The 21727-nt window shown below is 61.5% G+C and carries 18 protein-coding genes; 11 read left to right on the top strand and 7 right to left on the bottom strand.

Annotated features, from left to right (window positions below; genetic code table 11):
• Nucleotides 1-324: 324 nt before the first annotated feature.
• Together J2Y41_RS20285 and J2Y41_RS20280 are read right to left on the bottom strand one after the other, a co-directional pair.
• Nucleotides 325-756: a hypothetical protein gene (locus J2Y41_RS20285; RefSeq protein ID WP_309931208.1), complete on the bottom strand. Its 432-nt coding sequence runs from the start codon at nt 754-756 to the stop codon at nt 325-327.
• A 34-nt stretch (nt 757-790) separates the two neighbouring features.
• Entirely contained in the window at nt 791-2488 is a 1698-nt protein-coding gene (locus tag J2Y41_RS20280) for an FG-GAP-like repeat-containing protein (RefSeq protein WP_309931206.1), read from the bottom strand.
• Nucleotides 2489-2714: 226 nt separating this feature from the next.
• Here J2Y41_RS20280 and J2Y41_RS20275 point away from each other — a divergent pair, with 226 nt between their 5' ends.
• Nucleotides 2715-2867, top strand: a complete 153-nt coding sequence (locus J2Y41_RS20275; protein ID WP_309931204.1) for a hypothetical protein — start codon at nt 2715-2717, stop codon at nt 2865-2867.
• Between the two features lie 94 nt (nt 2868-2961).
• Here J2Y41_RS20275 and J2Y41_RS20270 read toward each other — a convergent pair whose 3' ends face one another.
• Both J2Y41_RS20270 and J2Y41_RS20265 read right to left on the bottom strand, forming a co-directional pair.
• Entirely contained in the window at nt 2962-3609 is a 648-nt protein-coding gene (locus J2Y41_RS20270; protein WP_309931203.1) for a hypothetical protein, read from the bottom strand.
• A gap of 260 nt (nt 3610-3869) precedes the next feature.
• Nucleotides 3870-5150 carry an MFS transporter gene (locus J2Y41_RS20265; protein WP_309931201.1) on the bottom strand — a complete coding sequence of 427 codons (1281 nt, stop codon included), beginning with the start codon at nt 5148-5150 and terminating at the stop codon, nt 3870-3872.
• A 462-nt stretch (nt 5151-5612) separates the two neighbouring features.
• Here J2Y41_RS20265 and J2Y41_RS20260 point away from each other — a divergent pair, with 462 nt between their 5' ends.
• The 6 genes from J2Y41_RS20260 to J2Y41_RS20235 all read left to right on the top strand — a co-directional run bounded on the left by J2Y41_RS20260 (nt 5613) and on the right by J2Y41_RS20235 (nt 14289).
• On the top strand, nt 5613-6164 hold the full coding sequence (locus J2Y41_RS20260) for an SRPBCC family protein (protein ID WP_396133571.1): 552 nt from the start codon (nt 5613-5615) through the stop codon (nt 6162-6164).
• Nucleotides 6165-6297: 133 nt separating this feature from the next.
• Complete coding sequence (locus J2Y41_RS20255; RefSeq protein WP_309931199.1) at nt 6298-6918, top strand: hypothetical protein; 621 nt, start codon at nt 6298-6300, stop codon at nt 6916-6918.
• Nucleotides 6919-7018: 100 nt separating this feature from the next.
• Nucleotides 7019-7756 carry a YcnI family protein gene (locus J2Y41_RS20250; protein WP_309931197.1) on the top strand — a complete coding sequence of 246 codons (738 nt, stop codon included), beginning with the start codon at nt 7019-7021 and terminating at the stop codon, nt 7754-7756.
• A gap of 114 nt (nt 7757-7870) precedes the next feature.
• Nucleotides 7871-8500: a DUF4232 domain-containing protein gene (locus J2Y41_RS20245; protein ID WP_309931196.1), complete on the top strand. Its 630-nt coding sequence runs from the start codon at nt 7871-7873 to the stop codon at nt 8498-8500.
• Nucleotides 8501-8555: 55 nt separating this feature from the next.
• The gene (locus J2Y41_RS20240; RefSeq protein WP_309931194.1) at nt 8556-13466 is read left to right on the top strand and encodes an ATP-dependent helicase; all 4911 of its coding nucleotides are present in this window, start codon (nt 8556-8558) and stop codon (nt 13464-13466) included.
• Nucleotides 13459-14289, top strand: a complete 831-nt coding sequence (locus tag J2Y41_RS20235; protein WP_309931193.1) for a DNA-formamidopyrimidine glycosylase family protein — start codon at nt 13459-13461, stop codon at nt 14287-14289. Before J2Y41_RS20240 ends, J2Y41_RS20235 begins: the two co-directional genes overlap by 8 nt.
• 8 nt (nt 14290-14297) lie before the next feature.
• On the opposite strand, the gene J2Y41_RS20230 is transcribed toward J2Y41_RS20235, so the two are convergent.
• Nucleotides 14298-15350: a LacI family DNA-binding transcriptional regulator gene (locus J2Y41_RS20230; RefSeq protein WP_309931191.1), complete on the bottom strand. Its 1053-nt coding sequence runs from the start codon at nt 15348-15350 to the stop codon at nt 14298-14300.
• Between the two features lie 330 nt (nt 15351-15680).
• Between J2Y41_RS20230 and J2Y41_RS20225 the strand changes: the two genes are divergently transcribed.
• The 3 genes from J2Y41_RS20225 (at nt 15681) to J2Y41_RS20215 (ending at nt 18941) form a co-directional block, all read left to right on the top strand.
• Nucleotides 15681-16991, top strand: coding sequence for a sugar ABC transporter substrate-binding protein (locus J2Y41_RS20225; protein WP_309931189.1), 1311 nt, complete (start codon nt 15681-15683; stop codon nt 16989-16991).
• An 80-nt stretch (nt 16992-17071) separates the two neighbouring features.
• Nucleotides 17072-18013: a sugar ABC transporter permease gene (locus tag J2Y41_RS20220; RefSeq protein ID WP_309931187.1), complete on the top strand. Its 942-nt coding sequence runs from the start codon at nt 17072-17074 to the stop codon at nt 18011-18013.
• Nucleotides 17997-18941, top strand: coding sequence for a carbohydrate ABC transporter permease (locus J2Y41_RS20215; protein ID WP_224166437.1), 945 nt, complete (start codon nt 17997-17999; stop codon nt 18939-18941). The genes J2Y41_RS20220 and J2Y41_RS20215 overlap by 17 nt, the downstream gene beginning before the upstream one ends.
• A gap of 33 nt (nt 18942-18974) precedes the next feature.
• Here the strand turns inward: J2Y41_RS20215 and J2Y41_RS20210 are convergent, their stop codons facing one another.
• A complete protein-coding gene (locus J2Y41_RS20210; RefSeq protein ID WP_224166436.1) occupies nt 18975-19667 on the bottom strand; it encodes a YitT family protein in 693 nt (230 codons plus the stop codon).
• Between the two features lie 60 nt (nt 19668-19727).
• On the opposite strand from J2Y41_RS20210, the gene J2Y41_RS20205 reads away from it, so the two are divergent.
• Nucleotides 19728-21182: a PLP-dependent aminotransferase family protein gene (locus J2Y41_RS20205; RefSeq protein WP_224166435.1), complete on the top strand. Its 1455-nt coding sequence runs from the start codon at nt 19728-19730 to the stop codon at nt 21180-21182.
• Here the strand turns inward: J2Y41_RS20205 and J2Y41_RS20200 are convergent.
• On the bottom strand, nt 21179-21682 hold the full coding sequence (locus tag J2Y41_RS20200) for a DUF4188 domain-containing protein (RefSeq protein WP_224094323.1): 504 nt from the start codon (nt 21680-21682) through the stop codon (nt 21179-21181). The genes J2Y41_RS20205 and J2Y41_RS20200 overlap by 4 nt on opposite strands.
• Between the last annotated feature and the right edge of the window lie 45 nt (nt 21683-21727).

The raw sequence follows: 21727 nt of genomic DNA, 5'->3' as shown, positions 1-21727 counted from the left end.
ATTGGACTCTAGACAAGCCCCACTCCACCCGGAGGTCTTCTTCATGTCACCAAACCACGCCGAGCGTCATCAACGTCCGTGGTCAATACAGCTAGCACGATTGATCGGCAATTACGACATCGGGCAGTACTTCGCTGACGTAGCCGAATGAACATGCGAGCGAGCAGATTTCCACGCTCTCAAAGTGCCCATTAGCCGTCCGACGATAGCGGTCCAACACGCAGCCGGCCATTCACGGCGCAGCTGGCCTAATTTGTCGCACGGCCGCGGGGCGCCCGCAGACGGACAAATTAGCCGGGAACGCACCATCGACCGGCAAGGGCATCAACCAGCCTTCCGCGTTCGGGGCGGTGGCCATTGAAGATCAATCTTGAGCGGTCTCTTGCCCGTCTTTGGCTCAGGAACACCCCGTTCCCTTCGCCGTGCCCGGGCGTCCCAGTCCTGACGCGCCCAAAAGGCGAGGAACCAGGCGAAGAGGGAAAAGCCACATGGCAGGGCCAGCCGTCCCCGTTGACCATCTGATACTGCGAATACGACTGAAAGCACGAAGGCGAAAACTGTCAATGAACCGAACAGCAGGGCGAATGTCGTCATGAACCACAGAGGCGCCACTGTCGGCGCGTATTTCCCGCCAAGGGTGATTTCGTCCCGGCGGTAGCTGTAGAGATCACCGTCCACAGTTCGGGCAAGAATTCGCTCCTCCCCCGCGGCGACGGCCTGGTCATGCCAACGCCTGGCTCCTTCGTCAATCTCCATGCGTGAGTCTGCATCTGCTGCGGACAAGTGGGCCTCAGACAAGAGCGTTCATGACATTCCAGCCCTGCCCAACCTGCACGCGCGGTATCCAGTTGTTGCCCTCGGCTCGGGGATACAGCCATAGGATCCCGGCAGTGTCACGTGCCAGCAAGTCGGAACGGCCGTCACCATTGAAGTCGCCGGGCCCGATGATGGCGCTCATGATGTTCCAGCCCTGGCCGGCCTGGACCCGTGACTGCCAGCCTCCGGTCCCGTCCCCGGGGTAAATCCACAAGATGCCGTTCAAGTCCCGCGCCACAACATCGACTTCCCCATCTCCGGTGAAGTCTCCGCCACCAAGAATCGTCGTCATGGCGTTCCAGCCCTGACCGACCTGTGTACGAGCAAACCAGCCGCCAGCTCCGTTGCCTGGGTACAGCCACAGAACACCACCAGCGTCCCTGGCCAGAACATCAGGAAAGCCGTCGCTGTTGAAATCTCCAGGACCGGCAAGAGCGGTCATCGACTGCCAGCCCTGCCCGACCTGAACCCGTGGAAGCCAGCCGCGGTCTCCGTTCCCCGGGTACAGCCACAACACTCCGCTGCTGTCACGGGCCAGTACGTCCGCGCGTCCATCGGTGTTGAAGTCGCCGCTCGCCATGATGGTTGTCATGGAGTTCCAGCCCTGGCCTACCGGGCCTGGAACGAGCCAGCCTCCCGTACCGTTGGTTGGGTACAGCCACAGCGTTCCGTTGGTGTCCCTGGCCAACACATCAGCACGACCGTCCGTGGTGAAATCCCGGTTGGATGGATCCCGAATGACCGACACTGAGCCGCTGCCAGAGGCGACGTACACAGTATGTGTCACCGGGTCCACAACCGGCTGGCCGGGCTGCTGGATGGGAAGCATTTGTGTCACCGAGGTGCCATTGACGACGGATAGCGTGTTGCGGCCGGGGTTCGTGACGTACAGCGTGCCTGTCGTTGAGTCCACTGCTACGTCCTGCGGGAAGGCGTCGTACGTGTCGAATTTGATGGTTCGCACCACGGCTCCGCCGTTGAGGACCGTAACCTTTCCGTCGAAGACGCTCGGCACGTACACGTCATGGGTCGCCGAATCCACAGCGATCCCCCACGGTCCGTTACCCACCGGGATGACCTGCGTCACCGCGTTTCCGACGATGACTGAAACGCTGTTGGTGCTGTAATTGGATACGTAAACGGCATGAGATGACGTGTCTACGGTAAGACCTCTGAGAAACCCGCCGCCGACTGCGATGGAGCCGGTAACTGCGTTGCCCTCGATGACCGAGACCGTGCCAGTTCCTGAGCTGCCGACATAGACCTTCCGGGTACTCGGATCCACAGCGATCCCCCACGGCTCGTTACCCACCGGGATAGTAGCCGTCACCACCGTTCCACTGATGACCGACACCGAATTACTTGCGGAATTGACCACGTAGACGGCATGCGAAACCGGGTCCAAAGCGACTCCGGTTGGGTAGTTGCCGACGACAACTTTCGCCGTCAGCACGCCATCCTTCAGAACGGAGACAGTATTTCCGTTCCGATCGGCAGCGTAGACCGTTCGCGCCGCCGGGTCATAGGCGACGGCAGAGGGCCTGCCGTCAACTGCATATATGGTCGTCGCCTCAGGGGCTGCCAATGCACTGTCGACACCCTGATCGACGGCCGCGAAAGAGAGTGTGAGGACCGCCGCGAGTCCTAGCCGGGCAAGCAGATGAGTGCGCATGTGGCTTACCCTACCTTTAGCCTGAAGCTCCAAAATCACATCCGAATGACATGAACCGTGCCACGTTCACCCACGGGGCGTTGCTCCGGGCAAGTTGTCCGGGTGGATATTTATGCATTGAGTGTACAAATCCAGGATAGGTACCGCGAAGAGCTGGCCGACTTCCGGAAACGGCTTCTTGGACCCGAGGGCCGGTCGCATGCCGGGAGCCAGTACCAAGAGCGATGTGACCTCCCCCACTTCGGGCCGGTACGAAGTACTTATGGTGCCTGTTCGCTACTTCAAGGACTGCGGTATCTACGAGATTCCAGGAGAGATCCTTGAGGAGACGAACACCTGGCAACCAGCTTTCTACAAGTTCGGCCTGGCTCACGCTTAGCCGGTTACAGTGCCAGGATTCCATTCCAGAAGACTAATCCTCGATGCAGTCCCACATCAGCTTGAACGGAACTCTTTCCCGCGCGAGGCAACTGCTACTGCCATGACATCGTGAACCAGATGATCGCGATGACGTAGCCAACCAGTGCCAGCAAAGCGAAGCGTTTGGGCGTGCCCACTGGGTTCTTCTTGGTAAAGCCGAAGAACGAGTTGATATTGAACAAATGAAGCAGCAACCCTCCGCCAAGCAGCCCTACAAACATCGAAGGTGGGGCCACCAAAAGAACGCTCGCGGCAAAGAACACATACTCCAGCACGAACGCCAGTCGGGGCCGGGCCCACAGGCCAAAGCCGACGCGGCGATCATTCCGTCCCCAGCCAAGTACTGGAAGGTCCCGGAGGTGGACCACCGCATCCAGAAGCCAGTGAGACAGGACGCCGACCCAAAAAAGAACACCTACAAGGACACTCTGATAAATCAGCCCGGCCAGCAGTGCGGGCACAATACTGAGCGCACCACCGAGGACCAGCGAATGTGAGTACGGGTAGGAGGTGAATTTGACGCGGGATTGCAGCGGATTATTGCGGTCCACTTTAACCGACTCTTTGCCAGCGAAAACCAATCCAGGCCAAACAATGTCTGGCCACGCGACTGCCACGGCGATGGGTAAGGCGGGCGTTTCAGGCGCAACTGCGAGAATGACCGCAGCTGCGGCGAAATGACCTATGTACACAATCGTCAAGCCTAGTGTCGGCAACAACGGCATCGGCATTCTTAATCCGCCACCGCGAGTCGCTCTGGTAGTCACCACGAGCGAGATCGGGGCGCTCCCGGAAAGCTAAGGCGGGGAGACCAATCTCTCGGTACGATTCAGCACAACGAACCAGCAAAAGCACCGACTACTAATTACGTGGCCGCACCCCCCAAACATGATGCAGATCGGTGTCATCGGCTCTGTATGAAGGCGGTTAGACGGCGGCTAGCCATAAGGGACAGCGTGCTCTACGTACGGGGCGAAGCCAGGGGCGATTTCTCCTGGTGTGTTGGTGTCGGAGTAGAGGCCCTTGATGCGGTGATACGCCCTACAACCAACACCAAGGCAAGAGCAATGATCACAGGGACACAGACTGAAAGAACAATGAAGCTGGTATCCACGCCGAATCCAATGAGGACCCCGCCGAAGATCGGCCCAACCACGGATCCGAGTCGGCCCAGCGAAGCAGCCCATCCGACGCCGGCCGTCACGGTTGCTTGCGGATACAGTGTGACCGCCAGCGCCGTAGCGCCGATCATTCCGGCCTGGAGTCCCAGGCCGACTCCACCGAAGACCAGCAGCAGCAGAGTTTTGTCGGGGCCGAGAAACGCAGAAACAACAAGGAACGTAATGGCGACGGCCGAGGTTCCAGCCAGCACGGACGTCATGCGGAATCGACGCGATCCGACAATCAGCACGCCAGCACCCACGATGCTTCCGATGCCCAGAGCTGCTGACCCCAAGGGTGCTAGCCCGGCACTGAAGCCGTAACTGGTGAGCAGGGTCGGCAACCACGACGAGAACACGTAGAACACGGCGAATATGAGGAAGGAAAAGGCCCACAGGAGCAGCGTCCTGCTTCGAACAGAGGCATCGAACAGGCGGGCAACCGACGCATGGTGCTTGGCCTCGGGCGCTTCGTGGAGCGGGTCTGACGCTTGGCTGCCTGACAACCCGAACCACAGGAATGGCAGGAGAACGCCAGAGGCGATAGCACCCAAAATGAACACCCATTCCCACCCAAATGCGCCCACAATGCCACTGCCGGTGAGACCCGCAATGAGTGCCCCGAAGGAGATGCCCGTCATCACGACCACTGCAATGGATTGACGCAAGCGTGCGGGATTGACTGCGGTTGCATGCGATACAGCGGCTGGAAGAACGGCTCCCAATCCCAGACCCGTTATGAACCGCAGAATCGTGAGTTCCACAATCGAAGTCGACCACGCTGTCAGCAGCGAACCAACAGTGAAGACCACAACTGCAGAAAGGATGACGTTCCGGGTGCCCAGCCTGGCCACGAGGCGTCCCACAGCGAGATATCCCAGAGCCACTCCGGCGCTGGTCAGCGAGAGGGCAGGAGTGAAGAACGAGGGCTGAACCCCCCAATCCTTGGCAATCGTAGGTATGGACACACCCAGCGCGACCGTGTCATAACCATCGAGCACTACAGCCGCGCATGTAAGAAACAGAACCCACCATTTCGGCTTTGCCTCTTCCTGTTTCTTGAATTCGCTCGTCGTGTCCATTGGACATCCTTAAGGTAGGGAGGGCTTCGAATCCAGTTTTCGAAGCTGGGGCATCCACCGGTCATCGGCGGCTGGACAAACCACGGCGAGAGATAGGCCTCCGTCATTGGAGGCTCCCTCATGCGACTTCTCAATTACCAACAACAGATGCAAATTCGCCGTCAAACGTGGCCCAAGTGCGGGGCTGGCGAGGTGCCGAACGTGGTGAAGATTATTGGCACTTCGTCATTTTTATCTTCTTAGTGCTTAAAGGTCAAGACCTAATTTGCTTGATACTAAGTATCTTACGGATGTTAGTGCTTTCCATGACCTGAACTTCAGTCCAGCTATTTCCCGCCGGAGTCCTACTCATACAGGTCCGCCCAGCAGCGACTTTTCGTAGGAACAGCCGCCGTGTCAGCAGTACATTAATCACGGATGCCACAAGACACCCTCGGAGCCACACCCACTGCGGAGGCAGCAATGGCCGGGTTGACCAATAAGACGAGCAAAAGCACCGACTACGAGTTCGTCACCGTGTGGCGTGTGCCCGGAACACGCGAGGAAGTGGTGGATGTCCTCGGCAACGCGGGTACCCTCAAGCAGTGGTGGCCTGCCGTCTATCTCCAAGTCACCCCGGTAAACGAGGGCAACCCGGATGGCACCGGTAAATCCTTCGACCTCCACACCAAGGGCTGGCTTCCTTACACCTTGCGTTGGCGGCTCACAGTTACCGAACCCGTTACCCTGCACAGCTTTGCGCTCAAAGCCGAGGGAGACCTCAACGGCACTGGCCGCTGGACTTTCGAAACCGACGGCCCTGAAGTCGTCATCACCTACGACTGGCGGGTCAGCGCCGCCAAGCCACTCCTGCGCAGGCTGAGCTGGCTCCTGAAGCCTGCATTCTCGGCCAACCACCACTGGGCCATGGCGCGTGGTGAGGAAAGCCTGAAACTTGAGCTCCGCCGTCGTCGTCCTGGTGCGGACCTCAGCCGTATCCCGGAGCCACCCGGACCAACCTTTGTCCGCACCTAATGCGCCGGCATCGCCACAAAGCGTCAAAGTATCCACATAGGCACCCATCCGAGGCCAGTCCAGCTCCGAACTCCCGATAGAATCAGGACGCTGACAACAGCAGCATCCAGGCAGGCTATTTAGGGAGGACTCCGTGCGCTTATCGCAGCCCCGGGCACCCTTCCATGCCTTGCGGTCCGGCGCGATCTCGCTCGTTATCGTGTTTCTTGCTGCCGGAGCCCATGTGATCGGCGGCGGCGAACTTCCCGTTGTCCCGGTCCTGTTGGCACTTGTCGCCTTGACGGCATTGGCCGCGACGCTGGCCACGCGCTTCAAACTCAACGTCGCCTCCATGACAGCCTTGCTTGGAACCAGCCAGTTCGTACTCCACGAAGCCTTCACAGCTTTGAGTCCAGTGACGGCAACAGCCCAAGGAAATGCGCACCACGCCGCGGCCGAGCCCCTGAATCCTTTGCTCTACACAGCGGCGCCCCACCTCCATGAGCTGGACTCAACTCTGGGCGCCGTGATGTTGGCTGGCCACATCCTGGCCACGATCGGCTCTGCCGTGATCCTGGCCAAGGGCGAGGACGCGCTGTGGCAGCTGGCGGCGTGGCTGCGTCCATTGGTTGCGCTGCCCACCCTGCTGTTCAGGCCCGACGCCGGCGCCTCCCCTATCGCCGTCGGCGCACCGGACGTTTTCCTGCCCCGCCCTTGGCGGAACCTGAGGCAAGACAGCCGCCGCGGCCCGCCCGCCGCCGTCGTTCTTCCCTGATTCCGCCCGGCACCAGCGCAACGCACCAAGCAGACGCCTTTGGTGACGGGCCATAAACCCGTACCCGGCGCCAACTCCGGCGCCCTTGAAAGGCAATCCCATGAAGAAGTCCACCCTCCGCCGTAGCCTGTCCGCGACCGCTGCCGCTGGCGGAACCGCCGCCTTGATGATGGCCGGCCTGGCCGGAGCATCCGCACACGTATCGGCCGATCCGAACAAGACTGCCGCAAACTCGTACGCCCTGTTGACGTTCGGTATCCCCCACGGATGCGACACGTTCGGCACAACAAAAGTCGCTATCTCGTTGCCCGAGGAATTGACCGATGCCCAGCCCACGGTCAACCCAAACTGGACCGTCGAGAAAGTTACAGAGACGTTGGCCGAGCCGAAGAAGCTGGACAATGGCACCACCATCACCAAGCGGACCAGCCAGATCGTGTACACAGCCAAGGCTCCGCTGGACCCGCATCTTCGTGATGCTTTGGTTCTCTCGGTCAAGCTGCCCGACGCCGCCGGCAAGACGCTTTACTTCCCCACTCTGCAGACCTGCGAGCAGGGCCAGACTGACTGGTCGGAGATCCCGAAGGAGGGACAGGACGAGCACGAACTCAAGGCCCCGGCCCCGTCCGTAACCATCACACCGGCCGAAGCCGAAGGTGACCACCACGCAGCAGGCACGGTGTCAACAGAGCAGGCGTCATCGGTGACCGACGACGGATCACAGGCACGCAGCTGGGCGGGCCTTGTTGCCGGTATCGCTGGTTTGGGCCTGGGCGGCGCCGGATTCTTCCGCGGCCGGTCAGCGAAGACAGCAGCAGCCAAGGTCGACGCCAAGTAACAGGGCGAACCTTTAGCGGATTGGCGTCCGGAAAGATCACGATCCGGACGCCAATCCTCTTTCCTTGCCGTGGCTCAATTGACTCGCGTCACACCCGGCGCAAGGCTGGTGCCCATGTGGACTCAGCGCATCAAAACCGGACTTGTGACGACGACGGCGGCAGCCTCGCTGCTGCTCCTTGCTGCTTGCGGGCCAAGCCCAAGCCCCGCGGGAAGCAGCAGTGCCCCGCCCACCTCATCTTCGGCATCTCCGACGTCGGCTTCCCCCAGCGCGAGCAACTCGCCTTCGCCGTCGGGAACGGTCAGCTCCGCAGCACCCGCCGCCGAAGGTCAATGCAAGGCCGATTCCCTGACTGCCGCCACTGATTCCACTGGCGGCGGCGCTGCCGGAAGCATCTACGAAAAACTGATCCTGACGAACTCCGGAACCACGCCTTGTACCCTTGAGGGTTTCGCAGGCGTTTCTTTGACGGCCGACGCCAACGGTGCCCCTATCGGCGAGCCTGCTACCCGCGAAACCACCACGCCGGTCACCAAGATTGAGCTTGCCCCGGGCAAATCGGCGTGGGCTGAACTGCGCTACACCCAGGCTGGAAACTACGGCGACTGCACCAAGGTGCCTGCTGCCGGTTACCGCATCTACCCGCCAAATGACACCGCGTCACTGTTCGTTGCCGAGCAGCACGATGCCTGCAGCAACACCGGCATCAAACTACTGACCATCACTGCCTTCCAGACCGTCTAACCATCAACCCACGGCTCGGGCTTATTCTGTCTGAGCCGTGGGGCATGATGGAGGAATGCAGGAGCAGCAGGCGTCCACGGGCGCCATCGGCCGTTTCAGCCAGGCAACCAGGGAATGGTTCCTTGGCGCTTTTTCCGCGCCCACCCCCGCCCAGGATGGCGCCTGGAACGCTATCTCTTCGGGCTCGCATGCCCTGGTGGTGGCCCCCACTGGTTCCGGCAAGACTCTTGCCGCCTTCCTTTGGGCCTTGGACAGATTGCATTCCACGCCGTCGGACACGTTGCCGGGGTTGGAATCCGTTGCCGACGGGAAGGGTCGAGCCAAACGTCCTAAAACAAAGACCCGCGTCCTTTACATTTCGCCACTCAAAGCACTGGGCGTGGACGTGGAGCGGAACCTTCGCTCACCGCTCATCGGGATAACGCAAACCGCCAAACGATTGGGACTGCCGGCACCTCTTGTGACAGTCGGAGTCCGCTCCGGAGATACGACGGCGGCTGATCGCCGCTCGCTGTTATCGAACCCGCCGGACATCCTGATCACCACGCCGGAGTCCCTTTTCTTGATGCTGACGTCCCGTGCCCGGGAAACGTTGAGCGAAGTAGACACCATCATCATCGACGAGGTGCACGCTGTAGCTGGAACCAAGCGGGGCGCCCACCTTGCCGTGTCCTTGGAAAGGCTCGATGCCCTTCTATCGAAGCCTGCCCAGCGGATCGGCCTCTCTGCTACGGTGCAGCCGCGTGAGCTGGTGGCCCAGTTCCTGGCCGGCCAGGCACCTGTGGAAATTGTGGCTCCGCCGTCCAAGAAGAACTGGAACCTCACAGTCACTGTGCCTGTGGAGGACATGTCGGACCTCCAAGGGGCTGCGGGCGCGTTTGACTCCGGCCCGGCCTCCGGGCTTCAGCCGCAAGCATCCATCTGGCCCCATGTTGAGGAACAGATTGTCGATCTTGTCCTTTCCAAGCAGTCCACCATAGTCTTCGCCAACTCACGCCGCCTGGCCGAGCGGCTGACCGCCAGATTGAACGAGATCCATGCCGAGCGGCAAATGTTGGCCGCAGCCGGCGGTGAGTGGGGTGCTGCCGGCAAGGCAGAGGATTCGGGAAGCTGGGGCACCGGGCCGGCCACCGAGTCCGCGGGGGCAGCTCCCGTGTCCACTGCGACACCGGCGCATATGATGGCCCAGGCTGGCAGCACCAGCGGAGCAGATCCTGTCTTGGCACGCGCCCACCACGGTTCGGTTTCCAAGGACCAGAGGGCAATGATCGAGGATGACCTGAAGTCGGGCAGGCTGCGCTGCGTCGTTGCCACATCGTCACTGGAACTTGGCATCGATATGGGAGCCGTGGACCTTGTCATCCAGGTGGAGTCACCGCCCTCGGTAGCCAGCGGCCTGCAGCGAGTAGGGCGTGCCGGCCACCAAGTGGGCGAGATCTCCGAGGGCGTGTTGTTCCCCAAGCACCGGGCCGACCTCCTTCACACCACCGTCACAGTGGAACGGATGCTCAGCGGCCAAATCGAGCGCCTCAGCATCCCCACCAATCCCTTGGACATCCTGGCCCAGCAAACCGTCGCCGCCACGGCCCTGGGCAGCATCGACGTCGAGGAATGGTTCAGCACCGTGCGCCGATCGGCGCCGTTTGCCAGCCTGCCCCGGTCCGCGTTCGAGGCCACGCTGGATCTCCTGGCCGGACGGTATCCGTCCGACGAATTTGCAGAACTTCGGCCACGCATTATCTGGGACCGGCATGCAGGCACCATCGAAGGCAGGCCGGGGGCACAGCGACTTGCGGTCACCTCCGGCGGCACCATTCCTGACAGAGGCCTTTTCGGCGTGTACATCATCGGCACGGAAGTTGAAGGATCCTCATCCCCGGCCAACGCCGATGGTGAAGGCCCCAGCGCCTCCGCCCGTGCCGCGAAAGGTGGACGCCGCGTTGGCGAACTCGACGAAGAAATGGTTTACGAATCGCGGGTAGGCGATATCTTTGCCCTCGGAGCCACCAGCTGGAAAATCGAAGACATCACCCATGATCGCGTTTTGGTCTCCCCTGCTTTCGGCCAGCCTGGAAAGCTCCCCTTCTGGAAGGGCGATTCGCTGGGCCGTCCGGTGGATCTCGGCCGCGCTTTGGGAGCCTTCATCCGCGAGCTCTCCGCGGCCGACCCCGCGCCCGCCATGGAGCGCTGCCAGGCAAGTGGGCTCGATGCCTTCGCGGCCGGCAATCTGCTGCAGTATCTGGAAGAACAGAAGCAGGCCACAAACATCGTTCCCAGCGATCGAACATTGGTTGTGGAACGTTTCCATGACGAACTCGGGGACTGGCGTGTTGTTCTCCACAGCCCGTTCGGCATGCCTGTTCACGCGCCGTGGGCTTTGGCCGTTGGACAACGCCTTCAGCAGCGATACGGCTTGGATGGTTCAGCCATGGCGGCCGATGACGGCATCGTTCTTCGCGTGCCCATGATGGAGGACGAGCCACCCGGTGCTGAACTGTTCCTGTTCGATCCCGAGGAACTCGAACAGATCGTCACCGCCGAGGTTGGCGGGAGTGCGTTGTTCGCCTCCCGGTTCCGTGAGTGCGCCGCCCGCGCCCTGCTGCTGCCCCGCCAAAACCCAGCCAAGCGCCAACCCCTATGGCAGCAGCGTCAACGCTCTGCCCAATTGCTGGACGTCGCCCGGAAGTACCCGTCCTTCCCTATCGTGCTCGAAACCGTCCGCGAATGCTTGCAGGATGTTTACGATCTGCCCGCCCTCAAGGACATCGCGGCATCAGTCGAACGTCGCGAGCTTCGCATTGTGGAGACCACCACCCAGCAGCCATCACCCTTCGCGAAGTCCCTGCTGTTTGGCTATGTGGCACAGTTCCTTTACGAGGGCGATTCGCCCTTGGCGGAGCGTCGGGCGGCAGCCCTCGCCTTGGATTCCACGCTGCTCAATGAGCTGTTGGGCAGAGTGGAACTGCGCGAGCTTCTTGACGCCGCAGTCATTGATGCCACGGAACGCGAGCTGCAGCGGCTGGTGCCGGACCGTCGCGTGCGGGGAATGGAAGGCGTCGCTGACCTCCTCCGGTTGCTTGGTCCGCTCAGTGTTGAGGAAGTGGCGGAGCGCCTTGAGGAAGGGCCGGACGCCGGCTCACACCTTGCCGCACTCCAGAAAGCCAACCGGGCGCTAAAAGTAACGATCGGCGGCGTCGAGCGTTTCGCGGCAGTGGAAGATGCCGCCCGGCTGCGCGACGCCATTGGTGTCCCCCTGCCCATGGGCGTGCCGCTCGCCTTCATTGAGCCCGTCCACGATCCCCTGGGCGATCTCGTCTCACGGTATGCGCGCACGCACGGACCATTCACAGCAGCCGAGGCCGCATCCAGGCTGGGACTTGGCGTCGCCGTCGTCAATACTGCACTGAAGCGGCTCGCTGCCGATGGCCGTGTCGTGGAGGGCGAGTTCCGGCCACATGCCGTGGCGACGGAGAGCACCCCACAAGAGCCGCTGGACTCCGAGCTCATGTCGGCGGACGCACCGCCGTCCAGCGAATGGTGTGATGCCGAGGTCCTGCGGAAGCTCCGGCGTCGTTCTCTGGCCGCCTTGCGCGCAGAGGTTGAGCCCGTTGACACTGCCGCCTATGGGCGGTTCCTGCCGGCATGGCAGAACGTGACCGCACCCGGGAAGTCCCGAAGCCAGGCACTGCGCGGACTCGATGGCATCATCACGGCGGTTGATCAACTCTCAGGCGTTCCCATCCCCGCGTCCGCATGGGAGCCATTGGTGCTCTCCAGCCGCGTGGCGGACTACAAACCAGCCATGTTGGACGAGCTCATGGCTGCCGGTGAGTTGTTGTGGTCCGGGGCTGGCGCCTTGCCCGGAAACGACGGTTGGATCAGTCTCCATGTGGCTGACTCCGCCGAGTTGACGCTCAATCCGGCCCTGGACTTCGAACCCGGGGATGCGCAACAGCGGCTCCTGGACTACCTGGGTGCAGGTGGCGGTTACTTCTTCCGCCAGCTCACTGAAGTGGCAGGCGGAATGGACTCTGTGCTGAGCGATGATGCAGTGGTCTCGGCGCTCTGGGATCTGGTGTGGGCCGGCCGCGTCACGGGTGACACCTTTGCTCCCGTGCGCGCCATGATCGCCGGTGGGCGCACAGCACATCGGCAGGTTGCCAAGGCACCCCGCGCGCGTGCCCCGAGAATGAGCAGGTTGGGGCGCTCCCACGGTACGGGCCTTCTAGGCTCCCCCGGCCTGACGGGTGGGCGCTATGGTTCCGTCTCCGGCACCGCTCCCGCCCCGCCATCGGCCGTAGGACGCTGGTCCGCGCTGCCTTCCCCCGAACTCGACCCGACCATCCATGCTCGCGGCACCGCCGAGCTTCTGCTGGACCGCTATGGCGTGGTCACCCGGGGCTCGGTCATGGCCGAGAATATCATCGGCGGTTTCGGACTCATGTACAAAGTTCTGGCCCGGCTCGAGGAAGCCGGGCGTTGCCGCCGCGGCTACTTCATCGAGCACTTGGGAGCCGCCCAATTCGCCGTCCCCGCGACGGTGGACAGGCTCCGTTCCTTCACCGAAGATGCGCGCATTACCAAGGCAGAGCCCACGGCACTGGCACTTGCAGCCACGGACCCGGCCAACCCTTACGGCGCCGCCTTGCCGTGGCCGGCGCTGTCCGTCGACGCCGGTTCCGGACACCGCCCAGGACGGAAGGCCGGCGCGCTGGTGGTGATGGTCGACGGCGCGTTGGTCCTTTATGTTGAGCGCGGCGGTAAGACTCTTCTCACCTTCAGCCACGACGACACCGTCCTTGCGGCGGCTGCCCAAGCTTTGGTGGACGTGGTGCGACGCGGAGCAGTGGACAAGCTTTTCATGGAAAAGGTCAACGGTCACGATCTCCTGGACACTCCGATTGCTGCTGCTCTTGCGGCTGCCGGAGCCTACTCAACCCCGAAGGGGCTGCGGATCCGTGCCTGAGGGAGATTCCATTTGGCGCGCAGCTTCGCGCCTTAACGCGGCCTTGGCCGGGCAGGTCATAATAGCTTCAGACTTCCGGGTACCGCGTTTCGCCACCCTGAACCTAGCGGGTTGGACACTGACCGAGGTGGTCCCCCGGGGCAAACACCTACTCATGCGCCTGGTGGGACCTGCGGACGAGGAGCCCGGAGCGAGCAGGAAACCGCGTGAGCTGACCATCCATTCCCATCTCAAGATGGAAGGCAGTTGGATGGTCTACCCGCCGGGAGGCCGCTGGACGAAGCCAGGCCACACTGCGCGTTGCGTGCTGCGAACGGCTTCCGTTGACGCGGTCGGGTTCTCGTTGGGCATTCTTGAGGTGGTCCCAACCAGCGAGGAAGATCGGATCGTCGGGCATCTGGGGCCTGATCTACTCGGCCCTGACTGGGATGAAGAAGAAGCCCTCCGCCGGCTCCACGCTGAACCTGACGTCCCCATCGGCTACGCACTGCTCGATCAGCGGAAGCTTGCCGGGATCGGCAACATCTATCGCTGCGAAGCGTGCTTCCTTTCCGGAATCCACCCCGCGTTGCCTGTGGGCTCAGTGCCGGACCTCGCCAAGACAGTCAACGATGCCAAGCGGCTCCTGGGCGAGAACCTGGGTCCAGGCCTGCGGACCACCTTGGGCCCCCGGGCGATGAGGCCCGGCTACTGGGTTTATGGCCGGGCCCGGCAGCCATGCAGGCGCTGCGGAACACCTGTTCGTCGCGACGTCCTCGCAGCGCCGGATGGAACCGAAGAGCGGGACATCTACTTCTGTCCCAGATGCCAACCACTTCCGTAGGCGTGTTGCTACCCACCGCCCACGAGGTTGTCGTCGCCCTTAAATCCTGTTGATTCCCGTTTGACGATTTTGAAGTCTGCTTTGACCGTCTTGGGTGGTGATTTCCCGTCCCTTTCCTGGATTCGGTTCACCAAGAGATCCACTGCCGTCTCTGCGATCTCAAGCCTGCCAGGGTCAACGCTGCTGAGCGAGGGCATGGAGAACCGGCCCTCATCGAGGTTATCGAATCCGATCAGGGCAACATCGTCGGGTACGTGGAGTCCGGCCTGGGCAAGAGCGCGGAGGGCACCGAGCGCAAGGGTGTCGTTGAGGGCGAATATCGCGTCGAATCCGGTGCCGTCGGCAATCAGACGCCGTATGGCGGCCACGCCAGTTTCCCGGACCCAGGTCCCACCTCTCACTACGAGTTGGGGGTCATACTGGATGCCTGCAGATTCCAAAGCTTGACGGTAGCCCCGCTCGCGCAGACTCGCCGAACTCGCGTCATCGGCTATGGCCTCTGGAGCCCCGATGAGCGCGATTCTGGTTCGCCCGATGTCCAATAAGTGTTCCACCGCAGCCCGGGCGGACGACGTATTGTGCATTGTTACGTGGTCGGTCGGCCCTCCGAAAATACGTTCGCCGAGGAGGACGAGTGGATCGCCCGTGGTGAGGACATCCACGTCCTGCTGTCCGATTGCCGCGGGACTAAAAAGCAATCCGTCGGTGAAACGCATCTGTCCGCCGGAGAGGATCGAAATCTCCAGCTCACGATCCCCGTTGGTTTGCTCTATGAGAACACGCAGCCGTCGCTTGGCAGCAGCACGAATGACAGAATCCGCCAACTCGGCGAAGTAGGTCTCACGAAGGGAGGGAACCGCGAGGCCAATAACTCCGGTCTTTCCCGAACGCAGTCCGCGTGCCGAAAGATTGGGCCGGTAGCCCATCTCATCCACAATTTGCCGCACTCTAAGCCTGGTGGCCGGGCCGACCTTTGGGTTGTCGTTGAGGACATTCGATACTGTCTTGATCGAGACTCCGGCTGCCCGGGCCACATCATGAATAGTCGGATTCGCGTTCATTCAATGCCCTTCCTACCCTGCAGCATCTCCTGCGAGGGCAATGCCTAGATCATAGCTTCACGCAATCTTCCGGATTTTCCTTGACGCTCTCGCAAGCATCCACCTACCATGAGGTTCAACGTTGTACCTACAGACGCTCACCTCCTCTGCGCGACCCGCAAGACACATGAGCACTGAGCCCTGAACTGCTCCGAGCCGGTGGAACGCCACACGAACTACACGTGCCAAGGATGCTTTTGCATCTAAGGTACAACGTTGTACCCATCGCGTTTCACCCTGGCCCATGGCGGAGCTCCCGGGCAAAAATCATCGATACGAAGGAGTATGTAAATGCCAAAGAAGATTCTTGCGGCAGCGGCGATAATTGCCTCTGCCGTAGCCTTAAGCGGCTGCTCGGACGGAGGAAACGCTTCGGCCAAGAGCGGAGTTCCTACCGACAAACCCATCACCCTCACCGTCTGGAGCTGGGACGGTACCGTCAAGGAAGCCGTGACAGGGTTCGAAAAGCTCCATCCGAACATCACTGTCAATGTGGTCAATGCCGGTTCATCCACCGATGAGTACACAGCATTGGACAACGCTATTCAGGCCGGATCAGGGGTGCCGGACATTGCAATGTTCGAGTACTTTTCGCTCCCCCTCTTCGCTATCCCCGGCAAGCTCACTGATCTATCGCCGTATGGCGCCCAGGACCTCGCTTCTGATTATGTCGATGCCGCCTGGGGCAACGTGACCATCGATGGCAAGCCCTACGCTCTTCCGTCTGACTATGGCCCGGCTGCGATGTTCTACAACCAATCAGTCCTCGCACAAGCAGGCGTTCCTGCGCCTCCCACAACCTGGGACGAGTTCTATCAGGCCGCCAAGAAGGTCCGGGCACTCGGCGGGGACCACTACATCACCAATGACTCTGCCGACATCTTCCTGCTGATGTCCCTGATGTGGGAGGGTGGCGGCCACCCATTCAAAGTGAACGGGACGGAGGTGACCATTGACTTCAACGACGCGGGCAGCAGCCGCGCCGTGGCCTTCTGGCAGAAGCTCCTCGATGAAGACCTCGTCAACACAAAGGTAACCAACTGGTCCGATGACTGGAACCGGGGACTGAACGAGGGCACCCTTGCAACGCAGCTCATCGGCGGCTGGTTCACCTCCACCCTCCCTGAGCGCGCACCCGACGCAGCTGGAAACTTCCGGGTTGCCCCACTCCCCCAGTGGGAGGCCGGCGAAAAGTCCGGCGGGGAAAACGGCGGAAGCGCCATGGCCATTCCAGCGGCAGCGCAAAACAAGGAAGCGGCCTACGCATTCCTCGAGTACTTCACCCACGGTGACGGACTCCAGCCGCGCATCGACGCAGGAGCGTTCGTTCCCAACCTCTCAAACCTCAACAGTGAGGCTTTCCTGAGCAAGACAAACCCCTTCTTCGGAGACCAGAAATACAACCAGGTTCTCGCAGACGCATCCAAGAACGTGGCCACCGGCTGGCAGTATCCGCCGTTCTTCGGATGGGCGCGCTCAAGCTACGAGGACGTTGCCGCCCCCTTGTACGACAGCCGTCAAGGCACTCTTGCGGAGGTCCTGGAGACCTGGAAGAAGCGCAGCATCGAGTACGGCAACGAACAAGGATTCTCTGTCCGTTAGCGGCGTGCGGTGCCGCGTGAGCCTTCACGCGGCACCCACCGGCCGTTACTGCAGATGAAACATGAAAGAAGGACTCCTCCATGAGCAGGCAAACGCTCACGAACCGCATAAAGGGTTCAGACAACGTACCCGTTCGCCAATCCCTCAGACAGCCTAAACGCCGCAAAGTGGGCCTGCTCTTCATTGCGCCCTTCAGTGTGCTGTTCCTCTTCGTCTTCATCGTCCCGATCTGTTATTCCGCCTACATCAGCCTGTTCCAGAACAAGCTGATCGGAGGAAGAGTCTTCATTTGGTTCGACAATTACGTAAAGCTTTTTCAGGACAGCCAGTTTTATGACGGCGTAATTCGAGTCGTTCTTTTTACCGCCATCCAAGTCCCCATCATGCTGTTCAGCGCCATCGCCCTGGCGCTTGCCATCGATTCCCTTCGGCTCCACGGTTCCCGGTTCTTCCGCATCGTGGTGTTCCTGCCCTATGCCATCCCCGCCATCGTCTCAACTCTTATGTGGGGCTTTATGCTCGGCATCCGGTATGGACTTATAGGAAGCCTCAACAAGGCTGCAGGCACATCCTTCAATCCATTCGCTCCCGAAACAACGATGGTTTCAATTGGTGTCATGGTGACGTGGGGATTCACCGGCTACAACATGCTGATCTTCTATGCTGCTCTCCGGGCAGTCCCCCGCGAGCTCTACGAGGCCGCGGCAATCGATGGAGCAAACGAGTTCCAGATCATCCGGCACATCAAGCTCCCGGCGCTGCGGAGTTCACTTATCGTGACGATCATTTTCTCGATTATTGGCACCTTCCAGCTGTTCAACGAACCAAATATTCTCGCAACGCTCGTGTCCAACAGCGGCATAACCTCCTACTACACACCGAACATGTACGCGTACAGCCTCGCTTTCACCGGCTCACAGCAGGGATACGCCGCGGCACTTGCCCTGGTCATGGCAATCTTCACCATTGCCATCGCGTACGTGGTTCAAATCAAGGGAATGAAAAATGTCCTCAACAAGTAGCCCCATTGCACCAGTGACAGACCGGGCAACACCTACGCCCCAAGCTCCCCTGCGGCGCCAGAAGACTTTGTACACGCTGGCCAACCCGAGGAAGAGCACGTCCCTGACCCTTGTGACCGGGCTGTTCGCGCTTTACTGTCTCATTCCCATGGCTTGGCTCGTGATAAATGCCACCAAGTCGCAGGGAGATTTCGTTTCCTCATTCGGGCTGGGCTTCGGCGAACGGTTCGCGTTGTGGGACAACATCGTCCAGGTGTTCACCTTCCAGGACGGCATCTTTTCGCGTTGGCTGCTGAATACCATTCTTTACGTTGTAGCCGGCGCACTGGTGTCGACGTTCCTTGCCGCCTTGGGAGGCTATGCGCTCGCGAAGCACGACTTCGTGGGCAGACGCGTATTCCTTCTCATCGTGCTCGGTTCCATTTCTGTTCCCGGCATAGCACTTGCCATTCCGCAATTCCTGCTCTTTGCCCAGCTCGGAATAACCAACACGCCGTGGGCCGTCCTGATCCCTTCCTTCATCAACCCCTTTGGCCTGTACCTTATGTGGGTATTTTCCGATCAGGCCGTGCCCAACGGATTGATCGAGGCAGCGCGGATCGACGGCGCCGGGGAACTGCGCATCTTCCTGCAGATCGCTTTTCCCCTGCTTGCGCCCGCAACAGTCACCGTGCTGCTTTTCTCGTTCGTCTCAATCTGGAACAACTACTTCCTGCCGCTCATCATGCTTAAGGACCCAGCCTGGTACCCGCTAACGATCGGAATTAACCAGTGGAACAAGCTGGGCTCCACGGCAGGGAATGGCGAGCTCATCCAGAATTTGGTCATTACCGGCTCACTACTGATGATCGTTCCACTGATCGCGGCCTTCCTCAGCCTCCAGCGTTATTGGCAATCGGGTCTTTCGCTTGGAGCCATCAAGGACTGACGGATTCCAGACGACCAAGCTGCTGGCCGTTCGTCAGGCAGCTGGCGCGGCCGGCGCGGCCTCCACGGCTTCCGCGTGGGTGGTCGCGTTGGCCGTTTCCGGGACGTTTGCCGTTTCCGGGACCTTGGCCGGTTCCAAGGTCTTAGCTGGCTCCGGCACCATGAACTTCGGCAGGAGCACCTGCACGATCGGGCCGATTGCCAGCGCGTAAACCACCGTACCCACACCAACGGAGCCACCCAGCAGGAAGCCCACGGCGAGGACTACTACTTCAATTCCCGTCCGGACCAGGCGGACGGACCAGCCTGTTCGGCGAACCAGTCCCGTCATGAGGCCATCGCGGGCTCCCGGGCCGAGGCGTGCTCCGATGTAGCAAGCCGAGGCGATTCCGTTGAGGATCACGGCGCCGGCCAGCATGGCAATTTGCCCGCCCAGATGTGAGAACTCCGGGATGAGCCACAGACCCAGATCAGCGAAGACCCCCACCAGCACTGCGTTCGCCAGCGTTCCGATCCCGGGCATTTGCCGCAGCGGGATCCAGAGGAGGAGGACGAGGAAGCTGACCGCGATCACCACAACACCAATGCTGAAGCCAGTCTTTTCCGAAAGGCCCTGGTGGAAGACGTCCCAGGGATCCAGGCCAAGCCCGGCGCGGATAAACATGGCCAGGGAGATGCCGTACATCGCGAGGCCGATCAGGAGTTGTGTGATTCTTCGGGTCATCATGTAACCATGGTCGTGGAAAACTGGCCTTGCATTCCATAGCCAGTTTGGAATACTGGTCCCATGCCCGGCTCACTGAATCCCACCGCACTCGTCCGTCTCCTGGGCTCTTGGAACAACGGCGCCCTGCCCGCCTACCGGGAGCTGGCCGACGTCGTGCGCCTGCTGGTCATGGATGGGCGCATCCCGCTTGACGTCGCGCTCCCCAGCGAGCGGGCGCTGGCGCAGACCCTCGGCCTAAGCCGCACCACTGTCACCGCGGCCTATGCGAGCCTGCGCGAGCAAGGTTTTCTCACCTCGGGCCAGGGCAGCCGTGGCAGGACGAGCATCCCTCACCGCGCCGCACCTGTGAGCATTCCGGGCCTTGCCGCGCCCGAGGGACTCCTGGACCTGGCCTACGCATCACTTCCGGCCGCCGGCGAAGTTGTCCACCGGGCATTCGCTGACGCCCTCACCGAACTGCCTGCGTTGCTCCCCGGCTTCGGGTACGACGCCCTTGGAGTTCAGGCATTGCGTCAGGCGATCGCTGGGAAATACGCCTCGGAAGGTGTGCCCACCACCCCGGATCAGATCCTGGTGACGTCCGGCGCACAGCACGCCCTCAACATCGTTCTCCATACGCTGGTGGGAAAGCAGGACAGGGTTCTGGTGGAACACCCCACGTATCCCAATGCCTTGGACGCCATCCGGGCAGCCGGCTGCAAAGTGCTTCCCGTGCCGTTACCGCCCCACGCCTCACCTGCTTGGGACGTTGATGCGATGGTCTCCACAATGAACCATCAGCGCCCCGCAATGGCCTACCTTGTGCCCGATTTCCACAACCCGACCGGGCGCATCATGTCGGACCTGCAGCGCCGCCGCTTGGCCCGGGCGGCCGCTGCCGCCGGAACGGTTCTGGTGGTGGACGAGACGTTGCGGGGGTTGAACCTCGACGGCGTCCGGACCTCGCCGATGTCCGCCTTCAATCCCAGCGTGGTTTCGATCGGTTCGCTCAGCAAATCCCACTGGGCGGGACTCAGAACGGGCTGGATCCGGGCGGAGGAGGAGATGATCACCCGGTTCGTGGCGACGAGGACCACCATGGACCTGGGCGGACCAGTGGTTGAGCAGTTGGCCGCCGCACGATTGGTCAGGTCCTTCGCGGAACCGCTCGACGCCCGCCTGGACCAGTTGCGGCACAATCGGGAATCGCTGCTGGCCTTGCTTGCAGAACACCTGCCGGAATGGGAAGTGGAACGGCCCCGCGGCGGGCTCACGGTTTGGTGCCGCCTGCCCAGCGCCTGCAGCACCGCCCTCACTGTGCTGGCGCCGGATTTCGGGCTACGGTTGGCGGCCGGACCACGCTTCGGAGTCGGCGGAGCTTTCGAGCATTACCTGCGCGTCCCCTACACCCTGCCGCCCGCGCAACTCGAATTCGCCGTCAGTGGACTGCATGCCGCCCAGCAGAAGCTCGACGCCTCGCCCCAACTCCGCCGGACCCTGAAGACCGAGCGGCCGGCCGCCGTCGCAATCGCCTAGGCGCCCGCCGTTGAGGTCCGGGCAGCTGAGCCCATGCGCTGCTTCGCCGTGTTGCTGCCCGGGCCGACGGGAACATGGGAAGTTGCCTTGGCCAGGCCAAAAAGCGGCATCCCGTTGTACACCACTTCAATGCCCGACGCCGGTACCTGGTACGTCTCGTGCCAGACCCCGATGTCGCCACTGCCGGCAATTTCCTTCATGAACTTCCGCCATGGCCCCAGGTGTGGCGAATCGCGGTCCGCGGCAAAGCGCCTCAGATGCTCAGGACTTTCCCAATAACTGAGCAGGATGGTGGTGCGCCCAAACCACTGCTCGCTGCCGAGCAACCCTGCCTCGGGATTGGCGGCCAGATGTCGCATCATCGTAGGCATGGCTGATGCCACCCGCCCCACCTTGCCCATCTTCCACCACCGGTTGGCGCGCATCCCGATCAGGAAGACGGTCACTGTTTCGCGCCCGATGTCCGCCGTAAAACGGCCGGGAAAGATCTCCTGTGCCATGTCACTCCTTTGGTGGGGAATTCGGGATTCCCGGTTTCATAACGT

The sequence above is a fragment of the Arthrobacter sp. 1088 genome, from assembly GCF_031455315.1.
Classification (GTDB): Bacteria; Actinomycetota; Actinomycetes; order Actinomycetales; family Micrococcaceae; genus Arthrobacter.
The sequence above is the reverse complement of the archived record's forward strand: the minus strand, read 5'-3'. Positions and strand labels throughout refer to the sequence as shown.

Excerpts from the sequence above, each read along its gene's own strand:
- J2Y41_RS20225 (WP_309931189.1), top strand. The coding sequence starts at position 15,681 with ATGCCAAAGAAGATTCTTGCGGCAGCGGCGATAATTGCCTCTGCCGTA.
- J2Y41_RS20260 (WP_396133571.1), top strand. The coding sequence starts at position 5,613 with ATGGCCGGGTTGACCAATAAGACGAGCAAAAGCACCGACTACGAGTTC.
- J2Y41_RS20210 (WP_224166436.1), bottom strand. The coding sequence starts at position 19,667 with ATGATGACCCGAAGAATCACACAACTCCTGATCGGCCTCGCGATGTAC.
- J2Y41_RS20245 (WP_309931196.1), top strand. The coding sequence starts at position 7,871 with ATGTGGACTCAGCGCATCAAAACCGGACTTGTGACGACGACGGCGGCA.
- J2Y41_RS20265 (WP_309931201.1), bottom strand. The coding sequence starts at position 5,150 with ATGGACACGACGAGCGAATTCAAGAAACAGGAAGAGGCAAAGCCGAAA.
- J2Y41_RS20285 (WP_309931208.1), bottom strand. The coding sequence starts at position 756 with ATGGAGATTGACGAAGGAGCCAGGCGTTGGCATGACCAGGCCGTCGCC.
- J2Y41_RS20280 (WP_309931206.1), bottom strand. The coding sequence starts at position 2,488 with ATGCGCACTCATCTGCTTGCCCGGCTAGGACTCGCGGCGGTCCTCACA.
- J2Y41_RS20200 (WP_224094323.1), bottom strand. The coding sequence starts at position 21,682 with ATGGCACAGGAGATCTTTCCCGGCCGTTTTACGGCGGACATCGGGCGC.
- J2Y41_RS20205 (WP_224166435.1), top strand. The coding sequence starts at position 19,728 with ATGCCCGGCTCACTGAATCCCACCGCACTCGTCCGTCTCCTGGGCTCT.
- J2Y41_RS20240 (WP_309931194.1), top strand. The coding sequence starts at position 8,556 with ATGCAGGAGCAGCAGGCGTCCACGGGCGCCATCGGCCGTTTCAGCCAG.
- J2Y41_RS20250 (WP_309931197.1), top strand. The coding sequence starts at position 7,019 with ATGAAGAAGTCCACCCTCCGCCGTAGCCTGTCCGCGACCGCTGCCGCT.
- J2Y41_RS20215 (WP_224166437.1), top strand. The coding sequence starts at position 17,997 with ATGTCCTCAACAAGTAGCCCCATTGCACCAGTGACAGACCGGGCAACA.
- J2Y41_RS20220 (WP_309931187.1), top strand. The coding sequence starts at position 17,072 with ATGAGCAGGCAAACGCTCACGAACCGCATAAAGGGTTCAGACAACGTA.
- J2Y41_RS20230 (WP_309931191.1), bottom strand. The coding sequence starts at position 15,350 with ATGAACGCGAATCCGACTATTCATGATGTGGCCCGGGCAGCCGGAGTC.